The sequence below is a fragment of the Curtobacterium sp. MCBA15_008 genome, from assembly GCF_001865065.1.
In the GTDB taxonomy this organism is placed as follows: domain Bacteria; phylum Actinomycetota; class Actinomycetes; order Actinomycetales; family Microbacteriaceae; genus Curtobacterium.
Genome location: NZ_MJGN01000045.1, coordinates 258,294 through 275,444, shown reverse-complemented (window position 1 = coordinate 275,444; position 17,151 = coordinate 258,294). Strand labels below are relative to the sequence as shown.

18 protein-coding genes are annotated in these 17,151 nt (G+C 71.9%); 11 read left to right on the top strand and 7 right to left on the bottom strand.

Translation table 11 applies throughout. The features are described 5' to 3' along the window. Nucleotides 1–182: 182 nt before the first annotated feature. The 3 genes from BIU96_RS15785 to BIU96_RS15775 are packed head-to-tail and all read left to right on the top strand — an operon-like array spanning nucleotide 183 to nucleotide 3,629. Complete coding sequence (locus tag BIU96_RS15785; RefSeq protein ID WP_083402991.1) at nucleotides 183–1,367, top strand: ROK family protein; 1,185 nt, start codon at nucleotides 183–185, stop codon at nucleotides 1,365–1,367. Continuing rightward, nucleotides 1,360–2,892, top strand: a complete 1,533-nt coding sequence (locus BIU96_RS15780; protein WP_071293548.1) for a M81 family metallopeptidase — start codon at nucleotides 1,360–1,362, stop codon at nucleotides 2,890–2,892. The genes BIU96_RS15785 and BIU96_RS15780 overlap by 8 nt, the downstream gene beginning before the upstream one ends. Further along, a complete protein-coding gene (locus tag BIU96_RS15775; protein ID WP_071293547.1) occupies nucleotides 2,889–3,629 on the top strand; it encodes a copper homeostasis protein CutC in 741 nt (246 codons plus the stop codon). Before BIU96_RS15780 ends, BIU96_RS15775 begins: the two co-directional genes overlap by 4 nt. 61 nt (nucleotides 3,630–3,690) lie before the next feature. Here BIU96_RS15775 and BIU96_RS15770 read toward each other — a convergent pair whose 3' ends face one another. Then, nucleotides 3,691–4,350, bottom strand: coding sequence for a TetR/AcrR family transcriptional regulator (locus BIU96_RS15770; RefSeq protein ID WP_071293546.1), 660 nt, complete (start codon nucleotides 4,348–4,350; stop codon nucleotides 3,691–3,693). Between the two features lie 110 nt (nucleotides 4,351–4,460). Here BIU96_RS15770 and BIU96_RS15765 point away from each other — a divergent pair, with 110 nt between their 5' ends. After that, nucleotides 4,461–5,795, top strand: a complete 1,335-nt coding sequence (locus BIU96_RS15765) for an MFS transporter (protein WP_254786180.1) — start codon at nucleotides 4,461–4,463, stop codon at nucleotides 5,793–5,795. Between the two features lie 18 nt (nucleotides 5,796–5,813). Here BIU96_RS15765 and BIU96_RS15760 read toward each other — a convergent pair whose 3' ends face one another. Together BIU96_RS15760 and BIU96_RS15755 are read right to left on the bottom strand one after the other, a co-directional pair. After that, on the bottom strand, nucleotides 5,814–7,040 hold the full coding sequence (locus BIU96_RS15760; protein ID WP_254786179.1) for a Fic family protein: 1,227 nt from the start codon (nucleotides 7,038–7,040) through the stop codon (nucleotides 5,814–5,816). 19 nt (nucleotides 7,041–7,059) lie between these two features. Further along, nucleotides 7,060–7,704 (bottom strand): ATP-binding cassette domain-containing protein, encoded by a 645-nt coding sequence (locus tag BIU96_RS15755; protein WP_254786178.1) that lies wholly within the window; start codon nucleotides 7,702–7,704, stop codon nucleotides 7,060–7,062. 50 nt (nucleotides 7,705–7,754) lie between these two features. On the opposite strand from BIU96_RS15755, the gene aztB reads away from it, so the two are divergent. The 4 genes from aztB to BIU96_RS15735 all read left to right on the top strand — a co-directional run bounded on the left by aztB (nucleotide 7,755) and on the right by BIU96_RS15735 (nucleotide 11,936). After that, entirely contained in the window at nucleotides 7,755–8,582 is an 828-nt protein-coding gene (gene aztB / locus BIU96_RS15750; protein WP_071293544.1) for a zinc ABC transporter permease AztB, read from the top strand. After that, nucleotides 8,579–9,769, top strand: a complete 1,191-nt coding sequence (locus BIU96_RS15745; RefSeq protein ID WP_071293543.1) for a hypothetical protein — start codon at nucleotides 8,579–8,581, stop codon at nucleotides 9,767–9,769. The genes aztB and BIU96_RS15745 overlap by 4 nt, the downstream gene beginning before the upstream one ends. Nucleotides 9,770–9,840: 71 nt before the next feature. After that, nucleotides 9,841–10,725 (top strand): metal ABC transporter substrate-binding protein, encoded by an 885-nt coding sequence (locus BIU96_RS15740; RefSeq protein WP_071293661.1) that lies wholly within the window; start codon nucleotides 9,841–9,843, stop codon nucleotides 10,723–10,725. 26 nt (nucleotides 10,726–10,751) lie between these two features. After that, on the top strand, nucleotides 10,752–11,936 hold the full coding sequence (locus BIU96_RS15735) for a hypothetical protein (RefSeq protein ID WP_071293542.1): 1,185 nt from the start codon (nucleotides 10,752–10,754) through the stop codon (nucleotides 11,934–11,936). Nucleotides 11,937–12,115: 179 nt separating this feature from the next. On the opposite strand, the gene BIU96_RS15730 is transcribed toward BIU96_RS15735, so the two are convergent. From BIU96_RS15730 to BIU96_RS15720, 3 genes are all read right to left on the bottom strand, one after another. After that, nucleotides 12,116–12,970: a LamG domain-containing protein gene (locus BIU96_RS15730; protein WP_071293541.1), complete on the bottom strand. Its 855-nt coding sequence runs from the start codon at nucleotides 12,968–12,970 to the stop codon at nucleotides 12,116–12,118. Further along, complete coding sequence (locus tag BIU96_RS19955; protein ID WP_071293540.1) at nucleotides 12,967–13,851, bottom strand: S26 family signal peptidase; 885 nt, start codon at nucleotides 13,849–13,851, stop codon at nucleotides 12,967–12,969. Before BIU96_RS19955 ends, BIU96_RS15730 begins: the two co-directional genes overlap by 4 nt. A 103-nt stretch (nucleotides 13,852–13,954) precedes the next feature. Then, nucleotides 13,955–14,608 carry a hypothetical protein gene (locus BIU96_RS15720; RefSeq protein ID WP_071293539.1) on the bottom strand — a complete coding sequence of 218 codons (654 nt, stop codon included), beginning with the start codon at nucleotides 14,606–14,608 and terminating at the stop codon, nucleotides 13,955–13,957. Between the two features lie 183 nt (nucleotides 14,609–14,791). Between BIU96_RS15720 and BIU96_RS15715 the strand changes: the two genes are divergently transcribed. From BIU96_RS15715 to msrA, 3 genes are all read left to right on the top strand, one after another. Further along, nucleotides 14,792–15,238: a MarR family winged helix-turn-helix transcriptional regulator gene (locus BIU96_RS15715; protein WP_139200096.1), complete on the top strand. Its 447-nt coding sequence runs from the start codon at nucleotides 14,792–14,794 to the stop codon at nucleotides 15,236–15,238. 37 nt (nucleotides 15,239–15,275) lie between these two features. Continuing rightward, on the top strand, nucleotides 15,276–16,097 hold the full coding sequence (locus BIU96_RS15710; RefSeq protein WP_071293537.1) for an aldo/keto reductase: 822 nt from the start codon (nucleotides 15,276–15,278) through the stop codon (nucleotides 16,095–16,097). A gap of 156 nt (nucleotides 16,098–16,253) precedes the next feature. After that, nucleotides 16,254–16,778 carry a peptide-methionine (S)-S-oxide reductase MsrA gene (gene msrA / locus BIU96_RS15705; RefSeq protein WP_071293536.1) on the top strand — a complete coding sequence of 175 codons (525 nt, stop codon included), beginning with the start codon at nucleotides 16,254–16,256 and terminating at the stop codon, nucleotides 16,776–16,778. 4 nt (nucleotides 16,779–16,782) lie between these two features. Here the strand turns inward: msrA and BIU96_RS15700 are convergent, their stop codons facing one another. After that, nucleotides 16,783–17,142 (bottom strand): UBP-type zinc finger domain-containing protein, encoded by a 360-nt coding sequence (locus BIU96_RS15700; RefSeq protein WP_071293535.1) that lies wholly within the window; start codon nucleotides 17,140–17,142, stop codon nucleotides 16,783–16,785. Between the last annotated feature and the right edge of the window lie 9 nt (nucleotides 17,143–17,151).

Below are 17,151 nucleotides of genomic sequence, written 5' to 3'. Positions count from 1 at the left end.
AGCACGAGACGTGCCCGGAGGCACGAGGACAGTCAAGGACCAAAGCGATTGGAAAAACAAACATCTCGATGTAAAAACTGCGTTACTGCCGATCGGACGAAAGGGTCGACCGCCGGTTCTGCCCCGTAGGCTCGCCGCAGATCGGGTCCACCGATCCCCTTCCGCCCGGATTGGAGAAAGTCGTGCCGGACCTCAGTGCCCGCGTCCTCGAACTGGTCGCGTCCGGGCAGGCCACCAGCCGCACCGAGATCGCGACCCTGCTCGGCGCCGCGCCCTCCACCGTCTCCCACGTGGTCGCCCAGCTGCTGTCCCACGGGTTGCTCGCCGAGGAGGGCACCGACGTCTCCACCGGCGGTCGCCCACGCAAGGTGCTCCGGATCGGCGGGGCCGACGAGTTCGCGGTCGCCGCGGACGTCGGCGGCGGGCACGCGCGCATCGGCATCGTGCTGCCGGGAGGCGCGCTCGAGTCGGTCGCGAACGTCCCGTTCGCGCTCTCCGACGGCCCGACCGCCGGGCTCCAGCGCCTGGCCGCGCTGCTCGAGCGGCTCGCCGACGAGCGTGGTCGCGACGGCCTGCGCGGAGTCGGGCTGAGCCTGCCGGGTCCGGTCGACGTCGAGGCCGGCGTCGTCGACCTGCCGAGCCGGATGCCCGGGTGGAACGGGTTCCCCGTCGCCTCGTGGCTGTCCGAGCGCTTCGGCCTGCCGGCGATCGTCGACAACGACGCGAACTGCATGGCCGCCGGCGAACAGACCGTGCAGGACCCGAGCCGCCGGCAGACCATCACCATCAAGGCCGGGTCGGCCATCGGCGCCGGGATCGTCATCGACGGCCGGCTGTACCGCGGGTCGACGGGCGCCGCCGGGGACATCACGCACGTGCGGATCGACGCCGCCGGCGACACCCCGTGCTCGTGCGGCAACACCGGGTGCCTCGAGACGGTGGCCTCCGGTGCCGCCCTCGTGCGGATCCTGTCGACCGCCGGGGTCGACGTGTCCTCGACCGCCGACGTCGTCCGGCTCGCATCGGACGCGCACCCGGCGACCACCCGGGCCGTCCGGATGGCCGGCCGGTACCTCGGCGAAGTGCTCGCCGCCAACGTGAACTTCTTCAACCCCGACGCCGTCTACCTGGGCGGCATCCTCTCCACCCTCGACCCGTTCATCGCCGCCGTGCGCAGCCAGCTCTACGAGAGCTGCCACCCGCTCATGACGCAGCACCTCGCCATCGAGCCGGTGTCGCTCGGCGCCGACGCCGGGCTCGTCGGGGCCGGACAGTTCGCCCTGCAGCGGGGCCTCGCCGCCTCGCTCGAGGAACTGTCCTCGCCCATCCCGCAGTCCACCACCAGGAACAGGAGCGTCCGTGTCTGAGCCCCTCACCCATCGTCGTCCGGTCATCGCCATCGCCGGGCTCGCCATCGAGACGTCGACCTTCACGCCGACCCGGACCCTCGCGCCGGCGTTCCACCCGGACCGTGGCGCCGAGGTCGTGGCGCGGTACGACTTCCTCGGACCGCTGTCGTCGCGCGCGGACTTCCGGGGCGCACTCATCGGGCACGCACTGCCCGGCGGGATCGTGGACCGGGCGTCGTACGAGTCGCTCGCGTCGGAGATCGTCGAGCGGCTGCGGTCGATCGTCGAGGCCGAGCACGTGGACGGCCTCTGGTACGACATCCACGGCGCGATGGTCGTCGAGGGACTGGACGACGCCGAGGCGGACCTGCTCGGCCGGATCCGCGCGGTGATCGGCCCGGACGTCATCGTCTCGGCGTCGATGGACCTGCACGGCAACGTGACCGCCGAGCTCGCCCACCAGGTCGACCTGGTCACGTGCTACCGGATGGCCCCGCACGAGGACGCCCTCGAGACGAAGGAGCGCGCCGTCCGGAACCTGGTCGACGTGCTCACCACCCGCCCCGTCGGCGCGCAGCGTCCGGTCAAGGCGTGGATCCCGATCCCGGTGCTGCTGCCCGGTGAGCAGACCTCGACCCGCATCGAGCCCGCGGCGTCGCTGTACGCGCAGGTACCGGAGGTCGAGGCGACCGAGGGCGTGCTCGACGCCGCCATCTGGGTCGGCTACGCCTGGGCGGACCAGCCGCGGGACCGTGCCGTCACCGTCGTCACCGGGTGGGACGCCGACGCGGTGACCGCTGGTGCCGAGCGGCTCGCAACGGCGTTCTGGGACGTCCGCGAGGACTTCGTGTTCGTCGCCCCGACCGGCTCGTTCGACGAGTGCCTCGCCGCCGCGCTCGCCCCCGGCGCCGCGAAGCCGTACTTCATCTCGGACTCGGGCGACAACCCCACCGCTGGCGGCTCGGGCGACATGACGTGGGGGCTGACCCAGGTGCTCGCACGCCCGGAGTTCCAGGACCCGACCGGCCCGATCGTCATCTACGCGAGCGTCCCCGGCGCCGCCGCCGTGGCGACCGCCGTCGAGGCCGGGGTGGGCGCGACCGTCACCGTGACCGCGGGTGCGACGGTCGACGACGTGCACGCGGGTCCGATCACGATGACCGGCCGGGTGCACGCGATCAAGCACGGCGACCGCGACGCCGAGACCGAGGTCGTGCTGCAGGTCGGCAGTGTGTTCGCCATCCTCACGAAGCTCCGGAAGCCGTACCACCACGAGCACGACTTCACCGACCTCGACCTCGCGCCCCGCCAGGCCGACGTCGTCATCGTGAAGATCGGGTACCTCGAGCCGGAGCTGTTCGACATGTCCGCCGACTGGATGCTCGCCCTCACGCCGGGCGGCGTCGACCAGGACCTCGAGCGCCTCGGGCACCACAGGATCGAGCGCCCGATGTTCCCCTACGATCGAGTGTTCCCGTCGGCGCCGGACCTCCGCGCCCGGATCGTCCCCGCCTCCAACGAACCGCTCGGAGCCACTGCATGAGCCACTCTCCCGTCAGCCTCGAGATCGCCGTCACCTCGCCCGCCGGGGCGATCGTCGCGCGTGACGGCGGCGCCGACCGGGTCGAGCTCTGCGTCGGACTCGAACTCGGCGGGCTCACCCCCTCGCAGGCCCTGGTCGAGACGACCCACGAGACCGGCATCCCGGCGCACGCGCTCGTGCGGTGCCGGCCCGGCGGGTTCGTGCACGACCGCGGCGAGGTCGACCTGATGGAACGCGAGGTCCGCACGGTCCTCCGTTCCGGGGCCGCCGGCGTCGTGGTCGGGGCCCTGCGCCCGGACGGCACCCTCGACGTGGACGCCCTCCGGCGCTTCGTGGACGCCGCCCGTTCGGTGAGCGCCACCGCCGAGGTCACCCTGCACCGGGCGATCGACCACGCGGCGGACCCCGTCGCGGCGGCCGCGTCCCTGGCCGACCTCGGGTTCACCCGCGTGCTGACGTCCGGTGCCGCTCCCACCGCCCTGACCGGTGCGGCGACGATCGCCCGCATGGTCGAGGCCGCCGGACCCGTGCAGGTCATGGCGGGCGCCGGGGTCATCCCTGCCGACGTCCCTGCGCTCGTCGCGACGGGGGTCGCCGCGGTGCACCTCTCCGCGAAGCGCCCGGCGGCGGACAGCGCCCATGCCGGGGTCCCGATGGGCGGCGCCGACGACGGCTCCGCACACTTCGTCACCGACGAGTCGGTCGTCGCCGCTGCCCGGGCGGCGCTCGACGCCTGATCGCCTGCGACAGGCACAGTGCTTGTTAACATTAACAACGCTACAGCGGGCCGGCGCGTCGTCACTCGACGGGGCGCGTCGCCTCGTAGCGGAACACGCGGTGCAGGTCGTCGGGCCGGATCGCCGCGCCGGGCAACGGGTGGCGAACGCCGTCGGCACGGAGCCCGTCGAGCACGATGCCGAGCTGCCGACCGATGATCCGGTCCGCCTCGTCCGGGGGCAGGTTCGAGTAGCTGCCGAGCCGGAACGCCGCGAACGTGACGTCGTTCGCCGTCACGTCCGGACGCAGGGCACCCTCGGCCTGCGCGGCCGCGATCAGCGCGTCGAGCCGGTCGGCCCACCGGGCACTGAGCTGCTGGTCGTCGTCGAGGGCGACCATCTTCCGGTTGAGCCGCGGGATGGCCGGGTGCTCCTGCAGGACCTCGATGATCGTGGTGACGAGGGCGACGACGCCGTCCCATCCGGTGGGCTGCGCGGCGACGGCCGCCTCGACCCGGCCGAACTCCTCGAGCAGTCGCCCGTGCAGCTCGCGCACCACGTCGTCGATGCTCGGGAACCGGCGGTAGAGCGTGGCGGTCCCCACCCCGGCCAGTTCGGCGAGCTGCGCCATCGTGGGATCGGCGTCGCGCACCGCGTAGTGCCGTTCGGCCGCGGCGAGGATCGCTTCGCGGCTGCGGCGGACCTCGACCCGCTCGGCGCGGACGCGCTCGCCAGGGGACATGAGAGAACCCTAATCGTGGGTCTTATGTGGACGCTTGACTCCACATAACGATCTGCCTAGGTTCTCAGTGGGACGGCCCGCACCCTAGGCGGACCGTCCACAGCACGGTGATGCCGCCGAACCCGAACGGCGGCATCACCGGCCCCACACCGGTGGGCACCGCTGGTGCGTCGCACGGGAATGGCACGACGCCGTCGGGGCTTGAGCAGCGCCTGACCTCGTCAGCAGAGCGCCGCGGGTGGCTCAGTGTCACGTCCGTCGCACTCGGATCGTTCGTCCTCGTCCTGTCCGAGTTCCTGCCGATCGGCCTGCTCCCCGCGATCGCGTCCGACCTCGACGTCGGCATCGGGACCGCCGGCCTGATGGTCGTCGCCACCGGCCTCGTCGGTGCCGTCGCCGCACCCGTCGTCACGGTGTTCACCTCCCGGATCGACCGCCGAGTCGTCCTCGTGTCACTCACCGTCCTGCTCGTGGTCGCCGACGGCCTGGCCGCGATCGCGCCGTCGTTCTGGGTCCTGCTCCTCGCCCGCATGCTCCTCGGGGTCGGCATCGGCGGCTTCTGGGCGATCGGCGCGGGGATCGCCGGACGACTCGTCCGCTCCGACGCCGTGATCCGCGCCACCTCGCTCATCACCGCGGGCGTCTCGGTCGCAACGGTCGTGAGCCTCCCGCTCGGCGCCCTCGTGTCGTCCCTGGCGAGCTGGCGCCTGGCGTTCGTGATCGGCGGGGTGCTCGGCCTCGTCGCACTCGGCCTGCAGCTCGCCATGCTGCCGAAGATCCCGGCCCTGCAGCAGGTGCGGTTCTCGACGCTCGGATCGTTGCTCCGGGTCCCCCGCGCACGCGTCGGACTCATCGCGGCGGCGTTCCTCTTCGCGGCGCAGTTCGCCGCGTACACCTACATCGCGCCCTACCTGCAGGACCTGGTAGGCGTCGGCCCGGACACCATCACGATCGCGCTGCTGGTCTTCGGCGTCGCCGGCATCGTCGGCAACTTCGCCGCCGGCTTCACCCTCGGCCGGAGCGTCCTCGGCACCATCGGCTCGGCGAAGTTCGTGCTCGCCGGCGCCGTCGTCCTGCTGCCGCTGTTGGCACACTCGGTCGTCGGGGTCTTCGTCCTGCTCGTGGTGTGGGGCCTGGCCTGGGGCGCGCTGCCGCTCGGGATGCAGACGTGGATGTCGACCGCGTCGCCGAGCGGTTCGGAGACCGGCCTCGCGCTGTTCGTCACGACGATCCAGCTCGCCATCGCGGCCGGATCGGTGCTCGGTGGCGTGGCGGTGTCGTCGTTCGGACTCGCCGCCGACTTCTGGCTCGCCGGCGGTGTCGCCGTGATCGGTGCAGTCGTGCTCGTGTCGCTGGGTCTGCGGCGGTCCAACGCGGTTCCGACCGCCGAGCCCGTCGCGGTCGAGACGACGACCACCGGTTCGGTCGCGGTCGCCTGCCCCTGAGCGGGCGCCGGCATCGACCTACCGTCGGCGACCTGCGCGCGCTGCAAACGCATCCAGGGCGTGCAGGACCTCGTCGTTCCGGTAGAGCACGCCATGGCGGTACTCGTTCTCGGAAACGAGGATCCCTGCTTCGACGAGCTTGGCGATGTGCGGATACGCATTGCGCTGTGCGACACCCATCTCCGTCGCCAGTACCGTCGCGTTCAGGACCGGCTGTCGAGCGACGACGTCGAGCGCCCGCCACACGCCGGAGTCAGTGCGCGCCGTGACCCTCTCAGCCCAGCTCTGGCGGATTCGCCGGACGTCCGCGACGAGTTCACGCGCGTTCTCGATGGCGACGAAGCACGCTTCAGCGACCCGTTCGATGATCGGAGCGATGTTCCCCTGCCGGTAGGCCATCAGGGCAGCAACGTACCCCCGCGTGTCCGTCAGGAGTCCGGCGGAGACGGGGACGGTGACGTTCTTCGTCAGTTCGTCGGAACGCAGCATCGCCTGGAGCAAGGCGCGCCCGGTCCTCCCGTTCCCGTCGGTGAACGGGTGCACGGTCTCGAACTGCGCATGGGCGACGGCAACCTGAGCCAGTCGAGGAAGGTCGATCCGCCGAGCGAATGCCATGACGTCGTCCACCAGTTCTGGGACGCGCTCCCACGCCGGCGCGACGTAGTCGGCACCGACCGGAGAGCGCGCGCTCGTACCGACCCACACGGGTTCTCGGCGGAAGGCACCGGCCTCGTGATGGTGGTCGTGCTCCATCAGGACGCGGTGCATCTCGAGCACGGTCTCCGCGGTGAGCTGGTCGGAGAGCGCGATCGCCGTTCGCATCGCTCGCGTGTTCGACACGATCTCGCTCGCGTTCCGCTCGGCGGGAGCGCCGATCTCCGCGGTGAAGATCTGCCTCGCGCTCGCTGTCAAGTGCTCGATCTGGGAGGACGCGGCTGCCTCTGAACGAAGGAGCAGCGAGGAGAACGGCGCCAGCTCCGCACCGAGTTCACTGTCGAAGCGCGCAAGCGCGGTCGAGGCTTCGTCGGCGAGCGTTGCCGTCGCGTGATCGACGGCGAGCGGCAGCGACGCGATCGCCGGGGGGACGGCCGCCGTGTACCGTTCGCGGGGTCGACCCCGCCGAGCAGCGCGCGGCCCCACGTCCCCGTACCGGCTCTCCCACTCGAGACCTTCGAAGGCGAGCTCCGGCCACGTTTCTGACATGTGATCCTTCGACCCGCTCGGCCGATCCTCTGAGTTGAACAACTATCTCAGAAAAAACTGGTCAGCGTTTCTGATCTCGGCAGGGCAGCGAGACCACCCGGTCCGCCGCCGCGATCGCCCCCGGGTCGTGCGCCGCGTGCACGACGACGACCCCGCGAGCGGCCTCGTCGGCGAGCGCCGCCACCACGAGCGCGGCGGACTCCTGGTCGACGCCGGCGGTCGGCTCGTCGACGAGCAGGACGGGTGCCCGCTGCGAGAGTCCGAGCGCCACGAGCGCGCGCTGCCGCTGCCCGCCGGACAGTTCGTCGAGCGGCCGGTCCGCGAGTCCGTCGATCGCCAACCGCTCGAGCTGCACGTCGACGATCCGGCGGTCGTCGCGACCGAGCGGGCGCCACCAGGGCCGACCCCGCCACCGTGCCATCGCGACGGCCGCGCGGACGGTGAGCGGGAGCGCGCCGGGCGGGACGGCCTGCGTCACGAACGACACACCGCCGGCCGGGAGGCCCGTGACGCGTCCGGCAGACGGCCGCAGCACCCCGCCGAGCACGTCGAGCAGCGTCGACTTCCCGGACCCGTTGGCCCCCGTGAGCGCAGTGACTCCCCCGGCCGGGAACGTCGCGTCGAGGCCGTCGAGAACGACCCGGTCGCCGCGTCGGACGACGAGGCCGGACGTCCTGACGGCAGGGATGTCGGTCGAGATGCGCACCTGAGGACGCTATCAGTATCGATAGTCATTTTCATGTAGCGTCACAGCCCATGGCCTGGTTCACTGACCCCTTCTCCGCGGACTTCATGGTCCGCGCCCTCGTCGGTGGCACCCTCGCGGCGGTCCTCTGCGCGGTCGTCGGCACGTGGGTCCTCGTGCGCGGGATGGCCTTCCTCGGCGAGGCGCTGTCGCACGGCATGCTCCCCGGCGTCGCGATCGCCACGCTCACCGGGATCCCGACCGTCATCGGCGCCGCGGTCAGCGCCGGCGTGATGGTGGTCGGCATCGGAGCGCTGAAGCGGCGGAGCGGCCTGTCGTACGACACCTCGATCGGCCTGCTCTTCGTCGGCATGCTCGCCCTCGGGGTCATCATCGTGTCGTCGTCGCGGTCCTTCGCCACGGACGTCACGGCGATCCTCTTCGGGGACGTCCTCGCCGTGACACGCGCGGACCTCCTCGGGCTGGGGCTCGCCGTCGCGGTGGCCCTCGCGCTGGCTGCAGCCTTCCACCGCCCCTTCACCGCGGCGGCGTTCGACGTCCGCAAGGCCACGACCCTCGGGCTCCGCCCACGACTGGCCGAGGTCGTGCTCATCGCGCTGGTGACCCTGGCGGTCGTCGCCTCGTACCGCGCGGTCGGCACGCTCCTGGTGGTCGGGCTCCTGCTCGCCCCGGCCGCCGCCGCTCGTGCGTGGACCCGATCCGTCGCGACGACGATGCTGCTCGCCGCGGGCGTCGGCACAGCGGCCGTGACCGCCGGGCTGCTCGTCTCGTGGCACCTCGGCACGGCAGCCGGCGCGAGCATCGCCGCGGTCGCCGTGGCCGGTGTCGCCGTCTCGCGCGTCACACGATCCGCAACACGACCTCGAGAGGCACCATGAACCCCACCACACACCGAGCACCCACGCGCGTCCTGGGCGCACTCGGTCTCGCGACGGGCCTGGCCCTCGCCGCCGCGGCCTGCTCGGCGACCGAGCCGTCGCCGGCAGCCGACGGCGCGACCGGATCCGCAGTGCCACACGGCTTCGTCGAGGGGGCGAGCGAGTCCCGAGAACCGCAGCTGCGCCTCCTGGCCGTCTCGGCGACCGGCGAGACGGTGCTGCACGACCTGCTCACCGCGGAGACCACGACGCTCGACCCGATCGACGCGCCGGACCACTCCGCCACCGACGGTCGGTTCCTCGTCACGAGCGACGCGGAGCGGACGACCGTGGTCGACGGCGGCGCCTGGACCGTCGACCACGGCGACCACACGCACTACTACGCGGCGGAGCCACGGGTGGTCGGCACCCTCGACGGCGGCGGACCGGTCGAGGTGCACTCGTCCGAGACCACGACCACGATCACCTGGCCGGAACGGGGCGAGGCGGTCGCACTCGACCGCGACGCCCTGGGACAGGGCGACGTCGAGCAGCGCGCGGCGGTCGACGCCTCGGTGCTGCTGCCGTTCGGGGAACACCTCGTCCAGGCGAGCGACGACGGCGTCCGCGTCCTCGACGGCGACGGCCGAGCAGCCAGCGGGACAGCGCCGCAGGCGTGCACCGAACCGACCGGGGGGATCGTCACCCGTGCCGGTGCAGTCGTCGGGTGCGCGGACGGAGCGGTCGTCGTGGACGACGACGGTGGCACGACGTTCGTCGAGCTGCCCGACGGTGCCGAGCGCCCGACCGCCTTCGCCGCCCGGTCCGGACGGCCCACCGTCGCCGGCGTCGCGGGCACCACCGGCGCCTGGCTGCTCGACGCGCGGGACCGCTCCTGGCGGCACCTCGCCACCGAGCGGCCGCTCCGAACGGTCGTCGCCGTGGACGACGCCGACGAGCACGTGGTCGGCGTGGACGACCAGGGACGCATGGTCGTGCTGACGGCCGCGACCGGCGCCGTGGCCACGACGGAACCGCTGATCGGTGCCGGTGCCGTACCGCTCCTGCAGCTCGACGCCCAGCGCGCCTACGTGGCCGATCCGGAAGACGGCGTCGTGCACGAGATCGACTTCGCGGACGGCGCGCGCGTCGCCCGCACGATCGAGCTGCCGATCGCGCCCGCCGCGTTCGCCGAGGTCGGACTGTGAGCCGGCCGGAGCCGGGGACCACGCGGCGACGGCGGTCCACCCGATGGCCCGCTCGGTGGCCCGCCCGGACGCTGGCCGCCACCGCGGTGCTCGTCGCGGTGTCGGGCGGCGCGACGGCCTGCACGTCGGCGGGGTCGGACCGCCCCCTCGTGGCCGTGACGACGAACATCCTCGGCGACGTCGCACGTCAGGTCGTCGGGGACTCCGCGGACGTGATGGTCCTCATGCCGCCCGGCGCCGACCCGCACTCGTTCGAGGTCTCGGCGAAGGAGGCCTCCCGGCTCCGGACCGCGGACCTCGTCGTCGAGAACGGCCTCGGACTCGAGGAAGGCGTCGCCCGGCACGTGACCGCGGCCGCCGAGGACGGCGTCCCGGTGTTCACCGCCGGCAACGCGGTCGACGCCCTGGAGTGGACGACCGAGGACGACAGCGGCCCCGACCCGCACGTGTGGACCGACCCCGCGCGGATGGTCGACGTCGTCGAGGCGTTCGACGACGCGCTCCGGGACGTCGGCATCGACGCCACCGGGTCCGAGGCGTACCTCGACCGGCTGCGCGACCTCGACCAGGACATGGCCTCCGCCTTCGCCGGCATCCCACAGGACCGTCGAGCCCTCGTGACGAACCACCACGTCTTCGGGTACCTCGCCGACCGGTACGGCTTCCGTGTGGTGGGCGCCGTGATCCCGAGCGGCACCACCCTGGCCTCCCCGAGCGCGGCGGACCTGCGCGACCTCGCGGACGCGATCGACGAGGCCGGTGTGCCGACGATCTTCGCGGATGCCTCACAACCGGCACGACTGGCCGAGGTGCTCGCCGACGAGGTCGACGTGCACGTGTCGATCCGCTCGCTGGCGACCGAGTCACTGACGGCCGAGGGGGACGCCTCGACGTACCTGGGGATGATGCGCTCGAACACGGCGGCGATCGTCGACGGCCTGTCGATTGGTAATTGAGAATGAGAATCAATACAGTCCCGATCATGACCACGAAGAAGAAGACCATGCGGGCCGCTGCGCCCGCGGCCCTGCTCGGGGCCGCCGCCCTCGCCCTGACCGGGTGCGCGACCGACCCCGCGGACGCCGAGGCGGACCGGACCGCCACGCCGAGCGCCGACGGCACGCGGATCACGCTGACCTACGACGGCGGCCTGCTCGTGCTCGACGAGGACCTGCGGGTCGTGTCCGACGACGCGATCGACGGCTTCACCCGCGTGAACCCCGCGGGCGACGGGCGGCACGTGCTCGTGACCGTGCCGGACGGGTTCCGGGTGCTCGACACCGCCGCCGACCCGGCCCTGACCGACGCGGTGTTCCCCGCGGATACCGGAGGTCACGCGGTCGTGCACGGCGACCGCACCGCCCTGTTCGCCGACGGCAGCGGCGACGTGACCACGTTCGACAACACCGCACTCGACGGCGGCGAACTGCCGGAGACCACGACCACCCGGTCCGAGGCCGCACACCACGGCGTCGCGATCGAGCTCGAGGACGGCACGCTCCTGACGACCATCGGCACCGAGGAGAGCCGCTCGGGCGTCCGGGCACTCGACGCCGACGGCGAGGAGCTCGCACGGTCCGAGGCCTGCCCGGACGTGCACGGCGAGGGTGCGGTGCGGGGCGAGGTCGCGGTGTTCGGGTGCACCGACGGCGCGCTCGTCTACGCCGACGGCGCGTTCGAGAAGATCGGCGCCCCGACCGAGTACGGCCGGACCGGCAACCTGTTCACCACGGACTCCTCGTCCGTGGCGGTCGGCGACTACAACGACGACCCGGACAGCGAGGGCTACCTGCTTGACCAGATCGCGCTGATCGACGCGGCGACGGGGAAGTACAGCGTCGCGGACATGCCCGACGGCGTCGGCTTCACCTTCCGCGACCTCGCGCGCGGCCCCGGCGACGAAGCGGTGGTCCTCGGCGACGACGGCGCCCTGCACACCTTCGACGAGACCACCGGCGAGCCCGTCGAGTCGTTCCCCGTGATCGACGCGTGGGAGGGGCCGGCCGAGTGGCAGGACGCCCACCCGGCCCTGCGGGTCGCGGGTGACGTCGCCTACGTCACCGACCCCGCCGAGCGGACGGTCCACGCGGTCGACCTCACCACCGGGGAGGTCGTCGCCTCCAGCGCCGAGCTGCCGGGCGTGCCCAACGAGATCGCGGTCGCCTAGCGTCCCGACGCGACCACCTGTGGACCGGAGGCGCGGTGCCGGTCCCGTCGACGGCTCGCGCCCGATCCGCACGCACCGACCCTCGCGCTCAGCGACACCTCACGGCCCCTGCGGCCCGTGAGGTGTCGCTGAGCGCGTGAAGTCGCAGCCGGCGGACAACGCCCGCCGGCCCTGCCCGGTCAGCGACCGGCCGCCGCGTGGTTCGCGACCTGCGTCGCCGACAGCACCGTGCTGTAGACGGCCGCGTACCGCATCGACCCGGTGAAGAAGAAGTTCGACGGCTGCCCCGGCCACCCGGAGACCGTGTCGTACCCGACCCGGAAGTAGCCGGTGTACGGCTCCGCGGCGGTGAACGCCGTGTTCGACGCCACCAGGACACCGTCGGCGTACAGGCGCATCCCGGTGCCGGCCGACTGCGTGGCGACGACGTGGTGCCACGCGCCGTCGGTGTAGGTCTTCGGCGAGGTGACGACCTGCGTGGTCCCGCTGTAGGTCCCGAAGACGAGCTGGCCGGCCGTGTTGAGGTACACCTGTCGGTCGTGCTGTCCGGAGGTGGCGACCTGGTTGGCACCGAACCCGATGAGCATGCCACCCGCGACGGAGGTCTTGAACCAGACCTCTTCACTGAAGGTCGTGGGGTTCGCGTACGACCGCGGCGTGGACACGAAGCTCGTCGAGCCGTTCAGCTGGTACGAGCTGCCGGTGTCCCGCGGGCACGCGTTCGGGTTCGGGGTCGTCGCGGTCATCGACCCCTGGTAGGCGCCGTTCGCGCGGTTGCCGGACCAGTCGGTGGCGGTCGTCGACCCCGAGGCCTCGGTCAGGCGGTAGGCGAACAGGGCGTTCGCGGTGTCGGCGCCGACCGCTGCCGTGCACGTGAAGTACGGCGCCGTCGCGGCGGAGTTGCCGGAGTTCGCGACCACGGCGCTGAAGGCGGAACGAGTCGGGGAGAACGCGTTGAGGAGCGCGACGACGACGAGCCCGAGGACGAGGACGGCGGCGATCACGCGACCGTCGCGCAGGTGCTGGAGCCTCACGAGGGACGCACCGCCTCGACCCGGCCGACCGACAGGCAGAGCACGAGCGGGACGAGGCACGCGGCGATGAGCAGCGCCCACCCGACGGGACCGAGGTCGATGTTGGAGGTCAACTGGTAGTGCCCGTTCTTCGTGAGCTCGTGGATGACCATCCGCCCGACCTGGCCGTCGACGAGGTGCAGGCTGTCGGCGCCCTGGGCCTCGACCCGGACGGGGAACATGCCCGACGAGACGATGGTCGCCTCGACACCGGACGGGCTCGAGGTGTTCGTGATCGTCGTCACGTTGACGAACGGCTTCAGGACGAACGCCGCGTAGGAGACGGTGAGCGCGCCGCCCGCGATGCGGAGGCAGGAGCGCGTGACCCGGTCGGTGAAGACGCTGGTGAGCGTCCAGATGACCAGGGTGCCGATGAGCAGGAGCGGGGCGGCGCGGAAGAGCCAGCCGAGGTGCGGGACGAGGAGCGCCGGGGTGCCGATGACGTCGTCCTGGGTGAGCGTCCACGGGTCGGTCGCGCCGTTGATGTCGCCGCGGGTGTGCAGGCCGCCGTCGGCGTCGACGGCGGTGATGCGGTGCGTGTAGACCACGCCGCGGTTGGCGGCGGTCTCGAACGAGACGACGTCGCCGACGTGCAGGGTGGCGACGTCCACGGGGAGGTCGAGGACGAGCGTGCCGACCGGTGCGGCCTCGCCCATCGAGGGGGTCTCGACGACGAACCAGCGCCCGCCGGCGGAGAGGAAGAGCACCGCGGCGGTGAGCAGGACGGCGGCGACGAGGGCGACCGACCAGGCGAGGACGGTCTCGAAGCGCGTGGCGGTGGGGGCGCCGAGGAGCGGACGGTCGAGCGCGCCACTGAGCGGGATCGCGGCGGTCTGGCTCATCTGCTGCTCCGTCCTGTGGGTCGTGGGGTGGTGCGGGGAGGTGGGGTGATGGGGGCGACGCTCGGCCGGAAGGGGGTCGGCCGAGCGTCGCCGGTCAGCGGGGCTAGGCCGTGAACGTCCAGGTCATCGGCACCGAGGCGGCGAGGCCCTGGTAGGTGTTGCCGGCCGAGGGGTCGAGCGTGACGGCGAAGTTGAACGGGACGCTCGCACCGGCAGCGGGGGCGGCGGGCATGGTGAAGGCCGAGGCGGCGGCACCCTTGAAGCTGGCGAGCGTGCCGTTGAAGACCGTGGTCGCGCCGGACGTGATCACGAGGTTCATCTTGGCGCACAGGTCGGCCGCGGTGCCGTTGATCGTGCCGTTGGCCGACTGGGTGCAGGTCGCACCCGGGGTGAGCGTGAAGGTGGCGGCGTTCGCGGTGCCGGTGTTCTTGATCGAGATGGCGGTGTTGACCGTGTTGCCCGGGGTCATCGTGGTGCTGCCGCCGAACTTGTTGATGGTCGAGCAGGTCGCCGCGTTCGTGGAGACCGAACCGCCGTCCGTGCTGAGGCACGTGACCGTGGCGCCGGCGTTCTGCTCCTGCATGATCAGCGTGCCGCTCGCGGCGGTGTTGCTGCTGTTGGTGATGCTCGCCGCGAACCCGGACAGCGTGCCCGTGAGCGAGAGGGAGAGGAGGACGGCCGCGAAGATGCCCGCGAGGAGCGCGACGGGGGCGAAGCGGATCCGCTTCAGTGCGGAGGTGCGGAGCTTGTCGGACACGGGGATACCTCTTCGATCAGGGAGTCAGGGTGTGGGGCGGAGCAAGGGGCTCGGGCTCTCTTGCTTCAATGATCAAGATACTTAATGCTTGACCAAGTTGACCACTCGTAGACTTACCCCAGTGCGAGGGGTGCCCCGATCCGCGGCGGCCCCGGCGACACCGAGACGACAAGAGGAGCACCTGTGACCCGGACAGGTCAGACGGACACGGCGGACATGCTGACGGCCTTCGACGCGGTCGTGCGCGCGAACGCGAGCCTGGTGCGCCAGCTCAGTGCGCGCGCCGGCGTGCACGAGAACGCGCTGCGCGCCCTCGTGCTCGTGAGCGACACCGGGTACTCCACGCCGACGGAGGTCGCCGGGTTCCTCGGGCTCACCTCGGGTGCGGTGACGAACATGATCGACCGGATGACGAGCGCGGAACTGCTCGAGCGCGCGCCGAACCCGAACGACCGACGCGGGTCGCTCCTCCGGCTGCTGCCCGCGGGCGAATCGGTGGTCGCGGACTACCGCGAGCGCTACACCGCGGTGCTCCGGGCGGTCGACACGGCGCACGGCGGTGACCTGCTCGCGGTGCTCGGCGAGCTGGCGACGAGCCTCTACGGCTCGGCCGGCGACGCGATGCCCTGACCGACGACGCCACGGTCACCGGCGTATCGTCCGGAGCATGCCCGCTCTCATCGACACGTTCACCATGTCCAACGGCCTGCACATCCCGAAGATCGGGTTCGGCACCTGGCAGATCCCGTCCGGCAGTGACGCCTACGACGCCACGAAGACCGCACTCGACCTCGGGTACCGGCACATCGACACCGCGCTCGCCTACGGCAACGAGGCCAGCGTCGGCGAGGCCGTCCGCGACAGCGGCGTCCCCCGCGACGAGGTCTTCATCACCACGAAGCTCCCGGCCGAGATCAAGACCGCCGCCGGTGCCCGTGAGGCGTTCGAGACCTCCAGCGCCAACCTCGACCTGGGCGGGATCGACCTGTACCTCATCCACGCGCCGTGGCCCTGGTCGGACATGGGCTCGGACCACCGCGACGGGAACGTCGAGGTGTGGAAGGTCTTCGAGGAGCTCTACGACGCCGGCCGCACGAAGAGCATCGGGGTCTCGAACTTCATGGTCGCGGACCTCGAGGACCTGCTCGGCCGCACCGACGTGGTCCCGCACGCCAACCAGATCCGCTGGTTCATCGGCAACACGCAGGACGAGACGACCGCCTTCGACCGCGAGCACGACATCCTCACCGAGGGCTACTCGCCGCTCGCCACCGGTGGCCTGCTCGAGAACGCGCAGATCCGTGACATCGCGGCGAAGTACGACAAGAGCGTCGCGCAGGTCGCGATCCGCTACCTGCTCGAGCAGGACGTGCTCCCGCTGCCGAAGTCGACGACCCCGTCGCGGATCGCCGAGAACGCCGACGTGGACTTCGTCCTGTCGGCCGAGGACGTGGCCGCGCTGGACGCGCTGCAGGAAACGACCGACTGACCCGACCCCGGATCCAGACGCGACCACAGGTCGGGCCTGGAGGCGCGGTGCCGGCCCGCACCGCGCCTCCAGGCTCGCAACGGGAACAGGACACCCCCGTCGCCGGTTGCACAGTACGGTGCCGCAGCCAGCGACACGAGAGCCCAGGAGGCCACCATGACCACCACCACCGAGACCGCCATCCTCGCCGGCGGCTGCTTCTGGGGAGCGCAGCAGCTCCTCCGTCGTCGTCCGGGCGTCATCAGCACCCGCGTCGGCTACTCCGGCGGCGACACCCCGAACGCGACCTACCGCAACCACGGTGACCACGCCGAGTCGGTCGAGATCGTCTTCGACCCGTCCGTGATCTCGTACCGCGACCTGCTCGAGTTCTTCTTCCAGATCCACGACCCGTCGACGAGGGACCGTCAAGGCAACGACGTCGGCCGCAGCTACCGCTCGGCGGTCTTCTTCACGTCGCCCGAGCAGGAGCAGGTCGCGCGCGACACGATCGCTGACGTCGACGCCTCCGGCATCTGGCCGGGCCCGGTCGTGACCGAGGTCACCGCCGCCGGTCCGTTCTGGGAGGCCGAGGAGGAGCACCAGGACTACCTCGAGAAGTACCCGGCCGGGTACACCTGCCACTTCGTGCGTCCGGGCTGGAAGCTCCCGCACCGCGACGAGGCGACCGCGTCGGTCTGATCACCTAGCGCGAGCCGCCGAGCAGCTCCAACCAGTCCCCGGGAAGGCGATCCGCCGGCCCGGGGACTGCCTGTTCCACCGGGTGGCTCGTCGGCGCCGCGAGTTCCAGCCCCTCGGACCGCGAGTCGTCGCGGTAGTCCCACGCCCAGGTCTCGCCGGGCTCGAAGCTCTGGATGACGGCGTGCCCCGTCTCCTCCCAGTGCCGCGTCGCGTGGGTGTTCAGCGAGTCGTCGCAGCAGCCGATGTGGCCGCACGCGGCGCACCGGCGCAGGTGCACCCACCAGGACCCGGTCGCGTCGCACTCGACGCACCCGTTCCCGCTCGGCGCGACCTCGGGGTGGATCATCTCGTCCTGGTCCGTCATGGCACCATC

Bases quoted from the DNA above. Each gene is read 5' to 3' on its own strand.
- BIU96_RS15775 (WP_071293547.1), top strand. From the start codon at position 2,889: ATGAGCCACTCTCCCGTCAGCCTCGAGATCGCCGTCACCTCGCCCGCC.
- BIU96_RS15770 (WP_071293546.1), bottom strand. From the start codon at position 4,350: ATGTCCCCTGGCGAGCGCGTCCGCGCCGAGCGGGTCGAGGTCCGCCGC.
- BIU96_RS15765 (WP_254786180.1), top strand. From the start codon at position 4,461: ATGCCGCCGAACCCGAACGGCGGCATCACCGGCCCCACACCGGTGGGC.
- aztB (WP_071293544.1), top strand. From the start codon at position 7,755: ATGGCCTGGTTCACTGACCCCTTCTCCGCGGACTTCATGGTCCGCGCC.
- BIU96_RS15745 (WP_071293543.1), top strand. From the start codon at position 8,579: ATGAACCCCACCACACACCGAGCACCCACGCGCGTCCTGGGCGCACTC.
- BIU96_RS15735 (WP_071293542.1), top strand. From the start codon at position 10,752: ATGACCACGAAGAAGAAGACCATGCGGGCCGCTGCGCCCGCGGCCCTG.
- BIU96_RS19955 (WP_071293540.1), bottom strand. From the start codon at position 13,851: ATGAGCCAGACCGCCGCGATCCCGCTCAGTGGCGCGCTCGACCGTCCG.
- BIU96_RS15710 (WP_071293537.1), top strand. From the start codon at position 15,276: ATGCCCGCTCTCATCGACACGTTCACCATGTCCAACGGCCTGCACATC.
- msrA (WP_071293536.1), top strand. From the start codon at position 16,254: ATGACCACCACCACCGAGACCGCCATCCTCGCCGGCGGCTGCTTCTGG.
- BIU96_RS15700 (WP_071293535.1), bottom strand. From the start codon at position 17,142: ATGACGGACCAGGACGAGATGATCCACCCCGAGGTCGCGCCGAGCGGG.